Here is a 14,118-nt window from a genome sequence, read left to right as displayed (position 1 = left end):
CCGAAAGGGGCATCGTTGCCGGTCAGTGGCCGTCCGCTGACTTGTTTTCAGGATATGTCGCCGGGGCCTCGTGCACTAGCCGTTCGCCGCAGCACGTTGACCGGATGGGGCCATCTGACCCCGGCGGCTACCCCTGGGAGGGCCGCGGCCGGCGGTCGCCGTCGCTGATGAGGCTCGCGGGGCGCACGCTGCCGGCCCCGAACCGCGCGCTCGCCCGGTCGACAGCCCGGTCCGCGTCACGCCATCCGTGGTCCGGCTCGTCGAGCAGCCCTTGGATCGGAGCCCCCTCGGCCTCGACCAGGCCCTCCATCCGCACCCCGACCAGCCGGATCCGTGCCCGCTGCAGCCCCAGCGCGTCGAACAGGGCCTTGGCCGTGTCGTAGATGTCGCGGCTGATGTCCGTGGGGTCGCGCAGGGTCTTGCTGCGGGTGATGGTCGTGAAGTCGGAGAACCGCACCTTGATCGAGACGGTGCGTCCCATCAGGCCCGCGGAGCGGACCCGTGCTGCGGTGCGGTCGCTGAGCTTGAGCAGCTGGCGGTGGATGTAGGCCGGGTCATCGACGTCGAACTCGAACGTCTCGTCGGAGCCGATGCTGCGTTCACGACGCACAGGTTCGACGCGGCGGGGGTCACGGCCCCACGCGAGGTCGTGCAGGTGCGGGCCGTAGGTCTCCCCCAGCGCCCGGGTGAGCGTCTCGAGGGGGGTGTGGGCGATGTCGGCCACGGTGTGCAGCCCCAGCCGGACCAGGGCCTCTTCGGTCTTGTCACCGACACCCCACAGGGCACCGACGGGCAGCTGCTGCACGAACGCGACCACCTCGTCGCGCGGCACCACGACCATGCCGTCGGGCTTGGCCAGCCCCGAGGCGAGCTTGGCGACGAACTTGGTGGGCGCCACCCCCACGGAGCAGGTGATGCCCTGCTCGTCGTGGATCGTGTCGCGGATGAGCTGGCCGATCCGGGCCGGGTTGCCGAGCCGGCGCACCGACCCGGACACGTCGAGGAAGGCCTCGTCGAGCGACAGCGGCTCGACCACGGGGGTGATCGTCTCGAAGGTCGCCATCACGGCGGCGGAGATCTGTGAGTAGAGCCCGTGGTCGGGGCTGATCACGGTGGCCTGCGGGCAGAGCCGGCGAGCGCGCGACATCGGCATGGCGGAGGCGACGCCGAACCGGCGTGCCTCGTAGGTGGCGGACAGGACGACGCCGCGGTTGCCGCCGCCGATGATCACCGGGGTGCCGACCAGCTCGGGGCGGCTGAGCAGTGAGGCCGAGGCGTAGAAGGCGTCCATGTCGACGTGCAGGACGGTGCAGCCGGTGTCGTCGGGAGGCTGCTCCTCGCTGCGCGCCGGGAGGGCGAACTGGCGCCGGCTCACGGATGCGTGGCGAGGACGTGCACCGCTGCACCGAGCTGGCCGAGGAAGCCGAACTCGGGGTGGCGGCTGGCCGCCTCCTCGAGCTGGAGCAGGGCGGCGCGGTCGGCCTCGGAGTCGACCAGCGCGGAGGGGACGAGGTCGCTGAAGAGCCGCACCCCGTGGACGTCGACGACCTCGAGACCAGCCGTCTGGACCATCGCCGACAGGCCGGCGGCATCGAAACGGCGTGGCAGCGGGTCGGCACCACCCCACCGCCCGTCGTCGCTGGTGAGCGCCTCGTGGGCCTGGCTGAACTGGCCGGCCAGGGCCCGGGCCAGCACGACGGCCAGTCGCTGGGCGGCCACGAGGCTGAGGTGACCACCCGGGGCGAGGACGCCGGCCAGGGCTGCGAGGGTGCCCTGGGGGTCGTCGACGACCTCGAGGGTGCCGTGGCAGCAGACGAGGTCGACAGGCTGGTCGCCGAGCAGGTCGGCGAGTGACTCGGCGTCACCCTGCAGGGCGGTGACCCGCTGCGCGACGTCGCGTTCGGCGCTGCGCCGCGACAGGGAGGCGAGGGCGTCAGGGCTGGGGTCGACCACCGTCACGTCGTGGCCCAGCTCGGCGATGGGGACGGCCAGGCCGCCCGTGCCTCCACCCAGGTCGAGCACCCGCAGCGGTCGACCGAGGGTGGCCTGCTGGGTGGCGAGGAGGTCATGGACCGCGGACCACACCGCCGAGGTGCGCAGGGCCGTCTCGACGCCGCCACGGCGGGTCCGCCACTGCGCTTCGGTCACCACGCCACCTTCGTCTCGATGCTCCCGAGGAGGTTGTCCTCGTGGGTCCAACCCTAGCCGCCAGCATGCCCTGCCCTCCCTAGTGACCCGAGCTGCCGGGACTGGAGTGCCAGAGCTTGCGCGTCGGCGGGAACTGATCAGGCACCACGGCCCCCGGCCCGCTGCCCTGACCCAGCCGGTGCGAGCCGCGCACGTCCTCGCCGGGGGGCTTGGTGTCGGCGTAGGGCGACTGCCGGAACCCCGAGGCGTGCACCAGCACCCGTCGCCCTCCCCGCACCGACTCCGCGTGTGCTGCCTCCAAGGCCTGCGCCTGCTCGGTGGCGGCCCGCTCGGAAGCCTCCATCGCGGCATACACCGCCTCGAGGCCACCGGTCCGCCACGCCTCCCACAACGGGGTGAGCTCCCACGCCCCGGTGGCTCGCAACGAGATGCCGCGCGGTCCGGTGCGCCGGACCACGCCGCGCACGAGCAGCATCCAGGAGTGGAAGACCGTGGCGGCGTAGGGCCCCTGGACGTCCTCGAAGAAGGTCGCGTCGACCGGCCCCGTGGAGTCGTCGAGGGTGAGGAACACGACCCGGCGCCCAGACCGGATCGGGGGGGTCTGGGTCGCGACCTTGACCCCGCACGCCCACACCGTGGACCTGCTGCGGGCCCTCAGCAGGTCACGGCTGCGGGTCACCCCGAGGGCGTCGAGCATCGGTGCGTAGAACTCGACGACGTGGGCGCTGGCATCGAGGCCCAGGATGTCGAGCTCGGCGCGGACGCGTTCGGGACCGGTGAGCTCGGGCAGCCCGGTGCCGCTGGTGAGCTCGGGCCGGTCGCCGAGATCGAGGGTCAGCTGGGTGGGTTGCTGCTCGGCGGAGCGGACCGGCAGTGCCGCCTGCGACTGCGCGGCGGCCCGGTCGCGCACCTCGTCCCCCCGCAGCGCCCCCTCCGCCGGTGTGCTGCGTGCTCCCCCACGGCGTGGTGCCGCCCGTCGCGCCGACCGGTCGAGGGCCCGGCCGTAGCGGTCGAGCTCGGCGACGTGGAGCAGCAGGTCGCGCCGGGTGGTGCGGCCTCGCCGCCCCAGGGCAGCCTCGCCGATGCCGTAGAGGGCGTCGAAGCCACCGGCGAGGACGAGGCGTTCGGCGACCGGGCGTGACACGTGGGCGCGGTGCCAGAAGTCGGACAGCCCGGCATACGGCTGCCCGGCGACGATCCGCGCGACCTCGCCGTCGTTGATGCCCCGCACGTCCGCGAGCGACAGGCGGATGCCGTAGGCACTGGCGTCGGGCAGGTCGGGGTGCGGCGGGGCGAACGAGGGTCCGCCAGCCTCGCGCGTGTCGTCGGTTGGGTCGTCGGTCGTGTCGCCGGTTGGGTCGTCGGTGGTGTCGTCGAGCCGCTCGATGCGGTAGCTGCCCGTCGAGGCGTTGACGTCGAGCCCGAGCACCGCGATGCCGAGCGACCGGGCGTCGTCGAGGATGAGCCGCTTGGGGTACATGCCGGGGTCGTGGGTGAGCACGCCTGCCAGGAACGCCGCAGCGTGGTGGGTCTTGAGCCATGCCGAGTGGTAGGTCGGCAGTGCGAACGCAGCAGCGTGCGCCTTGCAGAACCCGAACGACGCGAAGGCCTTGAGCACCTCCCAGATGCGGTCGACGTCCGCCGGTGCATAGCCGCGAGCGAGTGCCGCGGGGCGCCACCACGCCTCGATCTCGAGCTGTCCCCTGGGGGTGCCGAGCGCACGTCGTACCTCGTCGGCCTGGGCCAGCGAGACCCCCGTCGTCTCGGCGACGATCATCAGCACCTGCTCGTGGAAGACGACGACGCCCTCGGTCTCCTGCAACGCCTCGACCAGGGTGGGGTGCAGGTAGGAGACGTCCTTCCAGCCGTGCCTGGCCTCGAGGAACGGCGTGATCATGTCGGACTTCACCGGGCCCGGCCGGAACAGGGAGATGTCGATGACGAGGTCCTCGAACCGCTGGGGCCCGAACTTGCCGATGAGCTCGCGCTGCCCGGGGCTCTCGATCTGGAAGCAGCCGAGCGTGTGGCTGGTGCGGATGAGCCGGAACGTCGCCTCGTCGTCGAGCGGGACCTGGGTCTGGTCGTCGAGGTCGACCTCGATCCCGTCGACCCGCGCGACCTCCTGGACGGCGTGGGCCATCGCCGACTGCATGCGGATGCCGAGCACATCGAGCTTGATCAGCCCCAGGGTCTCGACGTCGTCCTTGTCGAACTGGCTCATCGGGAAGCCCAGCCAGCTCGCCTCGACGGGGGTGCGGTCGAGCAGCCCGCCGTCGGAGAGGATCACCCCGCACGGGTGCAGCGCGATGTGTCGCGGCAGCCCGTCGAGTCGCTCGACGAGGTCGAACAACGCTCGCAACCGCGGGCTGTCGAGCCCTCGCGAGCGCAGCTCGGGGAGCTCGGCGATGGCACTGCGCGCGTCGCGGGCGCGGATGTGCGGGAAGGCCTTGGCGATCTCGTCGACCTCCACCGGCGGCAGCCCGAGCGCCGCACCCACGTCACGGATCGCGTGGCGCACCTTGTAGGTGTCCATCATCGAGACGCAGGTGACCCGCTCGCCGCCGAACCGGTCGAGGATGCGTTGGTAGACCTCGGTGCGCCGGGCCGACTCGACGTCGATGTCGATGTCGGGCAGCTCGGCCCGCAACGGTGAGCAGAAGCGCTCCATGAGCAACCGGTAGCGGATCGGGTCGACGCCGCTGATGCCGAGCAGGTAGTTGACCAGCGACCCCGCACCCGACCCGCGCGCCGCCACGCGCACCCCCAGCTCACGGATCAGGTCGACGACCTGGGCAACGGTGAGGAAGTAGGTGGGGTAGCCCAGCTCGGCGATCACCTTGAGCTCGTCGGTGAGCCGGCTCTCGATGGCCGCGAGGTCGCGCTCGCTCGCCCCGGGGTAGCGCCATGCCACCGCCCCGCGGCAGCGCTGCTCGAGGACCACCTGGGCGCTCATGCCTGGCTCGACGCCCACCCGGTCGGGCTCGGGCAGGTGGACCGAGCCGATGCCCAGGTCGTGGCGGGCACTCTGGGCACAGGCCAGCCCCACCGCGATGGTGCGTTCGACCAGGGCGTCGGCACGGGCGAGGTCGCCCCCGGTGACCTCGCGGGCGATGTCGTGCATCACCGGGGTCGTCGCCAGGTGCGCGGCGTCGGTGACCCGGTCGAGGTGGCGGGTGTCGAGGGCGACCAGCCGCCTCGCGGCGTCGAGGACGTCGACCACGGCAGACTCGCCCGGGTCGACGTGTCGCACCGCCGCGGTGAGCACCGCGGGCAGCCCCTGCTCGTCGGCCAGCCCCAGCAGACGGGTGGCGTGCCACCGGGACGCGGGGGTGCCCTGTGGTCCGCCGTGGCACACCACCTCGACGACCAGCGCGTCGGGTGGCAGCCGCCGGCGCCATGCCGTGAGCAGCGCGCGCGCCTGGTCGGGGCGCCCCGCCAGCACCGCACGCCCCACGTCGGAGTCGGGACCGAGGAGCACGACCAACGGGCTGGGCTCCCCCGGCGGCGCCGCACAGCGGTCGGCGAGCACGCTGACCGAGCTCACCGGCACCCCTCGCTCGCCCCGCAGGTGGGTGTCGGTGACCAGCCGGCACAACGCCGCCCAGCCCACCCCGGCGGGCAGCCCGGCAGCGCGACCCCGAGCGAGCACGGTCACCCGTGGGTGACGCGGGTCGCGTTCCGCCCCGCCGCGCACCGGGGTGCGGGCTCCGGGGGCGTCGCGGGCACCGGGACCTGGTGGTGCCGCGTGCTCAGGGCCGACCGCGAGGTCGACCCCGAGCACCGGGGCCAGTCCTGCGGCGGTCGCGGCGGTCACGAACCGCACCGCGCCGTAGAGGCCATCGCGGTCGGTGAGCGCCACGATGCTCTGGCGGTGCTGGGCGGCTCGTTCGACGAGGGCCTCGGGGGTCGCGGTGCCGTAGCGCATCGAGAATCCCGAGGCGACGTGGAGATGGGCGAAGTCGTCGGTGCCCACAGGGCTCAGCCCGTGGGTCTGGCGGTGGGTGCCGCAGTGGGTGCCGCAGTGGGTGCCGCAGTGGGTATGGCGCTGGGTGCCGCGGCGGGTACGGCGGGTGTGCTCGTGGGCACGAGGACGTCACCGTGGTGCTGCGGGACCGGCAGCCCGAGGCTGCGGCAGACCAGGTCGAGGAAGGTCTCGGCCTGGCGCAGCAGGTCGTCTGCCTCGCGGGAGGAGATGGCCGGTGACCTGCGCGGACGAGGCGTGGTGAGCTCGAAGAAGTCGGCCCACTCGGACAGCTCGGGAGCCACCGTCGGCAGCAGCTCCCACAGGCTGTGCGGCCCCTGCGGTCGCCAGGTCGTGGGACGGGCTGCGACCAGCGCCGCCGCCGCCCGCAACGCCCCGAGCTGGGCCTGGGTGAACCGCTCGACGACCACGGCGCTCTGACAGGCGGCCAGCAGGGACTGGCGGGAGCGGTCGAGCAGGTCGAGCGCCGACGAGGCATCGCGCAGGGGCGTGGGGGCGACTGCGGTAGAAGGGATGGCGGTGGAAGCGATGGCGGTGGTCATGGCGCGCTCCTCAGTCCGCGACCCGCAGCAGGGTCCACTGGCGCTCGGGCGTCAGCCCGAGGTCGAACACCCCCACCGCGGCGAGCCGGCCGGCGCTGGCCTCCACCCGCCATACCAGCTGCTCGCGCGCGTCGGTGAGCACATCGGTGCCGGCCGGACCGGGCTGGGCGCCACGGCTGGACTGGTGCCGGCCCTGCTGGTCGCGCTGGTCGTACTGGTCGTGGACGTCGCGCCACCAAGGGCGCCGCTCCTTCCACCGGTCGAGGACGGCCCGTACGACGTAGAGCCTGCCGCGCCACACGAAGGCATCGGGCGCAGGGGTGACGTCGTCGCGGGTCTCGCGGACCTCGATGGGCTCGTCGTAGCGGCGGACCACGAATGACTCCTTCTCCAGCGGGGCTGGTGGTGCGGGCTGGTGGTGCGGGCTGGTGTACGCGGGCAGGTGGTGCGGGCTGGTGTACGCGGGCAGGTCGGATCGCCGCACGGCAGTGCGATGACAGGGGGTGGTGTGCGCCCCGCCCGGTGGGCAGGCGGGGTCGAGGCGCCTGGCCACCGGGTCGGGGCAGCACGGACGGCTCCCCCACGGTCCGCGGGACCGGCGCACGGTGTGGGGCCGTGGAGCCGTCGATCCCGCGATGGTGGAGACCATCTGTTCGAACGTGTGTTCGATGATTCGAAGGTACACCCCTGCCCCGACAGGCCGTCAAGGGGCAACCGCAGAATCCTCTGGTCGACACCCTGCGAGCAGCCCTAGCATTCCTGCATGTCGACCGCCGACGCCTCGCCCGCGCCGGACCGCAGCACGCACCCCGCAGTCCAGCGCGTCCTCGCCGCCCTGGCCCTGCACCACGTCGCCCCCCAGGTCGTCACCCTGCCCGACGCGGCCCGCACGGCCGTGGCGGCCGCGGACGCCCTCGGCATCACCCCCGCCGAGATCGCCAACTCCCTCGTGTTCCGCGCCCACGACGCACAGGGCCGGATCACCCCGCTGCTCGTGCTGACCTCGGGCGCCCACCGAGTCGACCTGGTCAAGGTGGCCGACCTGCTCGACGACGTCGACCACCTCGACCGCGCCGACGCCGATTTCGTCCGCGACCACACCGGGTTCGCCATCGGCGGCGTCGCGCCGGTCGGGCACACCTCACCGGTCCCGGCCGTCGTCGACGTCTCGCTGTCCCGCCACCCCTACGTCTGGGCCGCCGCCGGCCACAGCCACACGGTCTTCAGGACGACCTACGAGGAGCTGCTCCGGGTCACGGGAGGCCATGCCATCGAGGTCGCCTGAGCGACCTCACCAGGTCGACCTCACCCGATTGACCTCACCCGTCGACCTCATCCGTCGACCTCACCCAGCCGCAGCCTGGTGGATGCACAGCACGTTCCCGTCGGGGTCGAGGAACCAGGCCGCCTTCTCACCGCCGAGCTCGGCGATGTGGTCGACGGTCTTGAGCTCCGGCAGGTCGTAGTCCTGGAAGACGACCCCACGCCCCTCGAGGTCGGCAAGCTCCGCCGCCACGTCGTCGACCTCCCAGGTCAGCGCCGTGCTCGGGTTCTGGGTCCCTGCCTCGCGCGGGAGCAGGATCAGCGTCGCCCCACCGCTGAGCTGGTACACCAGGCTGCCCTCGTCGTTCGTCCCCAGGAACGGCAGGTCCAGCCGGTCGTAGAAACCCTTGGCGCGCTCGATGTCCGCGACAGGAAGCAGCGCCGCTACTGCGCTCGTGGCCAACGACATGACGAGCACCTCCTTCAGGCCCTCCCATCGTGCCCGCCGTCCGGGGACCGGCACTCCCCCAATCCGCGCACGCATCTCGGACACAATGGGCCCATGACCACACCGAAGCCCGTCGAGTGCTGGCTCACCGACATGGACGGCGTCCTCGTCCACGAGGAGAGCGCCATCCCCGGAGCCGCCGACTTCATCGCGGCGCTGCAGGAGTCGGGCCGGCGCTTCCTCGTCCTCACGAACAACTCGATCTTCACCCCCCGTGACCTGCGGGCCAGGCTGCTGTCCAGCGGCATCGACGTGCCCGAGGAGTCGATCTGGACCTCCGCCCTCGCGACCGCGCAGTTCCTCGCCGACCAGCGGCCCGGGGGCACCGCCTTCGTCGTCGGGGAGGCCGGACTGACGACGGCACTGCACGAGGTGGGCTACACCATGACCGAACGCGACCCCGACTACGTGGTGCTCGGCGAGACCCGCACCTACTCGTTCGAGGCGATCACCAAGGCGATCCGCCTCATCGAGGCCGGGGCCCGCTTCATCGCGACCAACCCGGACGTCAGCGGACCCAGCCCGCACGGCATGCTGCCCGCCACCGGCTCCGTCGCCGCCCTGATCAGCGCGGCCACCGGCCACCAGCCCTACTTCGTCGGCAAGCCGAACCCGCTGATGATGCGCAGCGCGCTCAACCGGATCGACGCCCACTCCGAGTCGACGGTGATGATCGGCGACCGGATGGACACCGACGTCATCAGCGGGCTCGAGGCGGGTCTGCGCACGATCCTCGTGCTGACCGGGTCCACCCGCCCCGAGCAGGTGGGCCGGTTCCCCTGGCAGCCCACCCGCATCGTGGACTCCATCGCCGACGTCGTCCCCCTCGTGGGTGAGCTCCGGCCCCTGCAGGGCCCACCCGCCGACTGAAGGTCACCCGCCTCGCCCGTGCCCGCCACGGCGCAGTATGCCGCGGGGGCCGGGTGCGCGCGTGCGGAAGGCTCAGGTGCTTCGGACGCCGAGCACGCTGTCGAGCAGGCCGGGGAACGAGGCGTCGAGCTCCTCGCGCCGCAGCGACACCAGGCGCTGGCGACCCTGCGGCTGGTTGCGGATGATGCCGGCCTCACGCAGCACCTTCATCAGGTGGGACTTGGTCGACTTGGGCAGGGCCGGGTTGGTCGCACCGCACTGGGCCATCTCGAGCGGTCCCTCGGCCAGGTCGCGCACGATCTGCAGCCGCGCGGGATCGCTCAGCGCGAACAGCACGTCGGTGAGCGCGACGTCCGCGACGTCGGGGTGGGGCAGGTCCTGTCCTCGAGGCATGGTTCGATAATACTCGAACCAGTTTGGCGCGATCGGGAATGCCCCGGGTCGGTTCGGAGTTCGACAAGTTTCGAACAGTCCTTTTCCCGAGAGGCCCGCCATGACCGCGCCCAGCTCCCCCACCACCGCCGAACCCGTCGACGCAGCGAGCGCCCCCACAGCGGCCACCAACGCCGCCACGACGGCCACGAGCGCCGCCTCGGCCGCCGCGAGCAGCGTCGGACCGGCCCGGTCACGCCTGGCCTTCGGGCTCGCCCTCGCCTTCGTCGTCGCGATGATGGTCGGCGCCAGCGCGCCCTCACCGTTCTACCCGGTCCTCCAGGCCGAGATCGGCTTCTCCGCCGGGACCATGACCACGATCTTCGGGGTCTACGCGCTCACCCTCCTGGCCACGCTGCTGGTGACCGGGTCGCTGTCGGACCACATCGGTCGCCGACCGGTCCTGGGCGCCGGCTTCGTCATCCTGGCCGTCAGCATGCTCGGCTTCTGGCACGCCGACAGCGTCGCCATGCTGCTGACCTCCCGCGCGGTGCAGGGCGTCGCGGCCGGCCTGCTGATGTCGACCATGTCGGCCGCGGTGGTGGACCTCGAACCCCGCACCCGTCCCGGCCTCGCCGCCACCCTCAACAGCGCGACGCCGCTGGCCGGCCTGGCGGCCGGCGCCCTGGTCGCCGGTGCGGTCCTGGACGCGACGCCACGAGCCCTCGGGGTCGTCTTCGCGACGCTCACGGGTGCCTACGTCGCGTTGGCCGCCACCGTCCTCGCCCTGCCGGAGACCTCGCCGAGGCACGACGGCTGGAGGCGCTCGCTGCGGCCCCAGGTCGGCATCCCGGCTCCGGCTCGCACCGCCTTCCGCCGCAGCGCTCCCGCGCTGTTCGCCGGGTGGGCCACGGGCGGCCTGTACCTCTCCCTCGGTGCTCCCATCGTCGGGCAGCTGCTGGACGGGCGCACCCACCTGGCCCAGGGGTCCGTCGTCGCGCTGCTGACCGGCACCGGGGCACTCAGCTCCTACCTGGGGCGCCACCGCACCCCCCGACAGATCACGCTCTACGGCACCACCATGCTCGCGCTCGGCACCGCCCTGACGCTGATCGCCCTGCACGCGGAGTCGCTGCCGGGGTTCCTGCTCGCGACCGTCGTCGCCGGCTCGGGGTTCGGGACGTCCTTCCTCGGGATCATGCGCTCCATCACGCCGACGGTCGCCCCACACCAGCGCGGCGAGCTCTTCTCGTCGGTCTTCGTGGTGAGCTACCTGGCGTTCGGCCTGCCGGCCGTGGCGGCCGGGTTCGCGGCGCCGCACCTCGGGCTCCAGACCACCGCGACGGTCTACGGGACGGTCGTCGTCGTGCTCTCCGGGGCCGCCGCCCTGCTGCGCCGGTTCACGACGACCGACTGAGCGCGTGAGCGACGAAGGCTGACGAAGGCTAGAGACTCAGGTTGCGGTGGACCTCGAGGGTCGCCGTCGAGCGGTTCATCGTGATGAAGTGCAGGCCCGGAGCGCCCTCCGAGAGCATCCGCTCGGCGAGCTCGGTCGCGATCTGCACCCCGACCTCACGGGTGGCCGCGACGTCGTCGGCCACGGCCTCGAGCCGCGCGAGCACGGGTGGGGGCAGCGGCGTGCCCATCAGCTCGCTCATCCGCGCGACCTGCTTGAAGTTGGTCACCGGCATGAGTCCGGGCGTGATCGGCAGGTCACGACGCGCCGCCACGGCGTCGCGCAGCCGCAGGTAGGTGTCGGCGTCGAACACCATCTGGGTGATCGCGAACGTCGCCCCGGCGTCGGCCTTGCGGACCAGCACCTCGACGTCGTGCTCGAAGCCCTCGGACTCGGGGTGCACGTCGGGGAAGGCGGCCACGCCCACGGTGAACTCCCCCAGCCCACGGATCAGCCTGACCAGGTCCTCGGCGTGGTCGAGCCCCTCGGGGTGGGCCACCCACGGACCGCCCACGTTGCCGGGTGGGTCACCACGCAGGGCGAGGATGTTGCGGACCCCACTCGCGGCATACAGGCCCACGACGCCGCGCAGCGCGGCGACGGACGCACCGACACAGGTGAGGTGGGCCAACGGCGTCAGCGTCGTCTCCCGCGCGATCCGCTCGGTGACGCGCACCGTGCGGTCTTGGCTGGAGCCGCCGGCACCGTAGGTGACCGAGACGAAGTCGGGTCGCACCGACTCCAGCCGCCGGATCGCATCCCAGAGCGCACCCTCGCTGGCGTCGTCCTTGGGCGGGAAGAACTCGAAGCTGATCGACGGGCTCGCCGAGGACAGCCGTCCCGGGATCGACCTCGTGAGCCGTTCGGGCCGCGCCAATCTCGAGGGTTGACCCAAAGCCATGGCGGTGAGACTAGTCGAGCAGGCACGCCGTAGGCTCAGGGACAGCACGGATTGAGACCGTTCGACGAGCTGCGCAGGAGGTGCCGTGGTCCGCCACCAGTACGACAACCCGCTGGACGCCGCCGACCTGCGGGCCCGCGTGCAGGGGGTCGTCGACGACCTGCTGGCCCACCAGTCGACCGTGCTCGCCGAGGTCGGGCCCGACGCGCAGGACCTGCTGGCGGTGGTCGCCAGCCTCCTCACGGGCGGCAAGCGGCTGCGGGCAGCCTTCCTCTACTGGGGCTACCGCGCGACCGGCCAGCCCGACAGCGAAGCCATCGTGCGCGTCGCCACGGCCATGGAGTTCTTCCAGGCGGCGGCCCTGATCCACGACGACGTCATGGACGACAGCGACACCCGCAGGGGTATGCCGGCCGCGCACCGCTCGCTGGCCGCGCGCCACCAGCGCGAGGACTGGGCCGGCGATGCCGGCCGGTTCGGAGTCGCCGGCGCGATCCTCGCCGGCAACCTGTGCCTGGGCTGGACCGAGGACCTCTACGCGACCTCGGGGCTCGACGCCGGCCACCTCTCCCGCGGGCGACCGGTCTTCGACCGGATGCGCACCCAGCTCATGGGCGGCCAGTTCCTCGACGTCGTCGAGTCGGCCCGCTCCTGGGAGGGCGTCCCGGCCCGCGAGCGTGTCGAACGCGCCGAGCGCGTCATCCGGTTCAAGAGCGCCAAGTACACCGTCGAGCACCCGCTGCTCATCGGTGCGACGGCGGGCGGAGCCAGCGCCGAGGACCTCAGCGCGCTGTCGCGCTACGGGCTCGACCTGGGGCAGGCCTTCCAGCTGCGGGACGACCTGCTCGGGGTCTTCGGCGACCCGGCTGCCACGGGCAAGCCCGCGGGAGACGACCTGCGCGAGGGCAAGCGGACGGTCCTCGTCGCGCATGCCCTCGCAGGGGCCGACGACGCCGGCCGTGCCCTGGTCGAGCAGCACCTCGGCGACGCGACCCTCGACACCGCGACGGTGCAGGCCCTGCGCGAAGCCATCACCGACAGCGGTGCCGTCGACGCGGTCGAGGCCGAGATCACCCGGCTGGCGGGCACGGCACGGCACGCCCTGAAGTCCACGACCGGCCTGGGCGCCGAGTCCCTGGACGTGCTCGACGCCCTTATCGACAGCGCCACGTCCCGGGTGTTCTGAGCGCACCCGGCAGGTGGCTACTAGAAGGCCTGCTCCATCGCGCGCCGTCGCACCTCGGTCTTGAACCCGGCCCGTAGGTTGTCGACCGGCGTCCCCGGCACCCGCAGGGTGTCGTCGGGGGTGAACAGCCAGCGCAGGATCTCGTCGTCGTCCAGGCCGCCGTCGGAGAGCACGGTGAAGGTGCCCCGCAGGTGCGGCAGCACCGTGTCTTCGAGGAAGGCAGCAGGCACGGCCACGACACGGCGCTCGCCGATGCGGGCCGAGAGCAGCTCGCGCTCCTCGATCATCCGCCGCACCGACGACAGGGGGATGCCGAGCCGCTCGGCGATGTCGGGAACGGTCAGCCAGTCACCGACGAGGTCCTCGGTGGTGGGGCCCTCGGAGGGGTCGGCGGGGTTGTCGGTCACGGAGCCCAGCCTGCCAGCCATCCGTGACAAAGCAAATTACATCGATGTAAGTCGATTTGCCTGCGGTCAGGTGGTGTACCTTGCACGAGAGTCCCACTTGCCACACCACTCACTTGAGCAACTTCCGCACCTGCTCGCAGTCCGCCTCAGGACCTTCCGAAAGGCCACGCCCGATGTCTCCGGTGATCGCCCCCGCCGCACCGCACGCGGCGGTCCACGTCCCCACTGCCGTCGTCCAGAAGGCCAGCCCTGCTCCGCACGGTTGGCTGCGCTACACGGTGCGCAGTGGCGACACGCTCGCGGCCATCGCGACGCGGACCAGCACCACCGTCGGAGCGCTCGTCGCCCGCAACAGGCTGTCCCGGGGTGGCAACCACCTCTCGATCGGTGACCAGCTGTGGGTGCCGAAGACGGCCGCCCAGGCCAGGGCCGAGGCCGCCCGGGCGCGCGCCGCCGCGGCTGCCCGCGCCGCCGCCATCAAGC

At 72.5% G+C, this 14,118-nt stretch carries 14 protein-coding genes; 5 read left to right on the top strand and 9 right to left on the bottom strand.

Translation table 11 applies throughout. From position 1 onward, the window contains the following. Positions 1 to 127: 127 nt before the first annotated feature. From dinB to AC1DV7_RS12215, 5 genes are all read right to left on the bottom strand, one after another. Positions 128 to 1,375, bottom strand: coding sequence for a DNA polymerase IV (dinB, locus tag AC1DV7_RS12235; protein ID WP_477597405.1), 1,248 nt, complete (start codon positions 1,373 to 1,375; stop codon positions 128 to 130). After that, entirely contained in the window at positions 1,372 to 2,148 is a 777-nt protein-coding gene (locus tag AC1DV7_RS12230) for a methyltransferase domain-containing protein (RefSeq protein ID WP_477597404.1), read from the bottom strand. The genes dinB and AC1DV7_RS12230 overlap by 4 nt, the downstream gene beginning before the upstream one ends. Before the next feature lie 79 nt (positions 2,149 to 2,227). Then, entirely contained in the window at positions 2,228 to 6,121 is a 3,894-nt protein-coding gene (locus tag AC1DV7_RS12225) for a DNA polymerase III subunit alpha (protein WP_477597403.1), read from the bottom strand. 5 nt (positions 6,122 to 6,126) lie between these two features. Further along, positions 6,127 to 6,672: an SAV_6107 family HEPN domain-containing protein gene (locus AC1DV7_RS12220; RefSeq protein WP_477597402.1), complete on the bottom strand. Its 546-nt coding sequence runs from the start codon at positions 6,670 to 6,672 to the stop codon at positions 6,127 to 6,129. Positions 6,673 to 6,682: 10 nt separating this feature from the next. Beyond that, a complete protein-coding gene (locus AC1DV7_RS12215) occupies positions 6,683 to 7,156 on the bottom strand; it encodes a DUF6504 family protein (RefSeq protein ID WP_477597401.1) in 474 nt (157 codons plus the stop codon). A 279-nt stretch (positions 7,157 to 7,435) separates the two neighbouring features. Between AC1DV7_RS12215 and AC1DV7_RS12210 the strand changes: the two genes are divergently transcribed. Next, on the top strand, positions 7,436 to 7,957 hold the full coding sequence (locus AC1DV7_RS12210; RefSeq protein WP_477597400.1) for a YbaK/EbsC family protein: 522 nt from the start codon (positions 7,436 to 7,438) through the stop codon (positions 7,955 to 7,957). Positions 7,958 to 8,017: 60 nt separating this feature from the next. Here the strand turns inward: AC1DV7_RS12210 and AC1DV7_RS12205 are convergent, their stop codons facing one another. Beyond that, positions 8,018 to 8,404 carry a VOC family protein gene (locus AC1DV7_RS12205; protein WP_477597399.1) on the bottom strand — a complete coding sequence of 129 codons (387 nt, stop codon included), beginning with the start codon at positions 8,402 to 8,404 and terminating at the stop codon, positions 8,018 to 8,020. A gap of 93 nt (positions 8,405 to 8,497) precedes the next feature. Between AC1DV7_RS12205 and AC1DV7_RS12200 the strand changes: the two genes are divergently transcribed. Continuing rightward, the gene (locus AC1DV7_RS12200) at positions 8,498 to 9,313 is read left to right on the top strand and encodes an HAD-IIA family hydrolase (RefSeq protein ID WP_477597398.1); all 816 of its coding nucleotides are present in this window, start codon (positions 8,498 to 8,500) and stop codon (positions 9,311 to 9,313) included. Positions 9,314 to 9,385: 72 nt separating this feature from the next. Here AC1DV7_RS12200 and AC1DV7_RS12195 read toward each other — a convergent pair whose 3' ends face one another. Next, entirely contained in the window at positions 9,386 to 9,706 is a 321-nt protein-coding gene (locus AC1DV7_RS12195) for an ArsR/SmtB family transcription factor (protein WP_477597397.1), read from the bottom strand. 100 nt (positions 9,707 to 9,806) lie between these two features. On the opposite strand from AC1DV7_RS12195, the gene AC1DV7_RS12190 reads away from it, so the two are divergent. Next, the gene (locus AC1DV7_RS12190) at positions 9,807 to 11,102 is read left to right on the top strand and encodes an MFS transporter (RefSeq protein ID WP_477597396.1); all 1,296 of its coding nucleotides are present in this window, start codon (positions 9,807 to 9,809) and stop codon (positions 11,100 to 11,102) included. A 28-nt stretch (positions 11,103 to 11,130) separates the two neighbouring features. On the opposite strand, the gene metF is transcribed toward AC1DV7_RS12190, so the two are convergent. Then, the gene (gene metF / locus AC1DV7_RS12185; RefSeq protein WP_477597395.1) at positions 11,131 to 12,042 is read right to left on the bottom strand and encodes a methylenetetrahydrofolate reductase [NAD(P)H]; all 912 of its coding nucleotides are present in this window, start codon (positions 12,040 to 12,042) and stop codon (positions 11,131 to 11,133) included. Positions 12,043 to 12,127: 85 nt separating this feature from the next. On the opposite strand from metF, the gene AC1DV7_RS12180 reads away from it, so the two are divergent. Then, a complete protein-coding gene (locus tag AC1DV7_RS12180) occupies positions 12,128 to 13,228 on the top strand; it encodes a polyprenyl synthetase family protein (RefSeq protein WP_477597394.1) in 1,101 nt (366 codons plus the stop codon). 20 nt (positions 13,229 to 13,248) lie between these two features. On the opposite strand, the gene AC1DV7_RS12175 is transcribed toward AC1DV7_RS12180, so the two are convergent. Then, positions 13,249 to 13,635, bottom strand: a complete 387-nt coding sequence (locus AC1DV7_RS12175; RefSeq protein ID WP_477597393.1) for an Rv2175c family DNA-binding protein — start codon at positions 13,633 to 13,635, stop codon at positions 13,249 to 13,251. 173 nt (positions 13,636 to 13,808) lie between these two features. Between AC1DV7_RS12175 and AC1DV7_RS12170 the strand changes: the two genes are divergently transcribed. Continuing rightward, on the top strand, positions 13,809 to 14,118 hold a 310-nt coding region (locus AC1DV7_RS12170), incomplete at its 3' end, for a LysM peptidoglycan-binding domain-containing protein (RefSeq protein WP_477597392.1).

This window comes from Pedococcus sp. P2_E4 (assembly GCF_056403935.1).
The sequence above is the reverse complement of the archived record's forward strand: the minus strand, read 5'-3'. Positions and strand labels throughout refer to the sequence as shown.

Bases quoted from the DNA above. Each gene is read 5' to 3' on its own strand.
- AC1DV7_RS12220 (WP_477597402.1), bottom strand. From the start codon at position 6,672: ATGACCACCGCCATCGCTTCCACCGCCATCCCTTCTACCGCAGTCGCC.
- AC1DV7_RS12210 (WP_477597400.1), top strand. From the start codon at position 7,436: ATGTCGACCGCCGACGCCTCGCCCGCGCCGGACCGCAGCACGCACCCC.
- AC1DV7_RS12205 (WP_477597399.1), bottom strand. From the start codon at position 8,404: ATGTCGTTGGCCACGAGCGCAGTAGCGGCGCTGCTTCCTGTCGCGGAC.
- AC1DV7_RS12200 (WP_477597398.1), top strand. From the start codon at position 8,498: ATGACCACACCGAAGCCCGTCGAGTGCTGGCTCACCGACATGGACGGC.
- AC1DV7_RS12195 (WP_477597397.1), bottom strand. From the start codon at position 9,706: ATGCCTCGAGGACAGGACCTGCCCCACCCCGACGTCGCGGACGTCGCG.
- AC1DV7_RS12190 (WP_477597396.1), top strand. From the start codon at position 9,807: ATGACCGCGCCCAGCTCCCCCACCACCGCCGAACCCGTCGACGCAGCG.
- metF (WP_477597395.1), bottom strand. From the start codon at position 12,042: ATGGCTTTGGGTCAACCCTCGAGATTGGCGCGGCCCGAACGGCTCACG.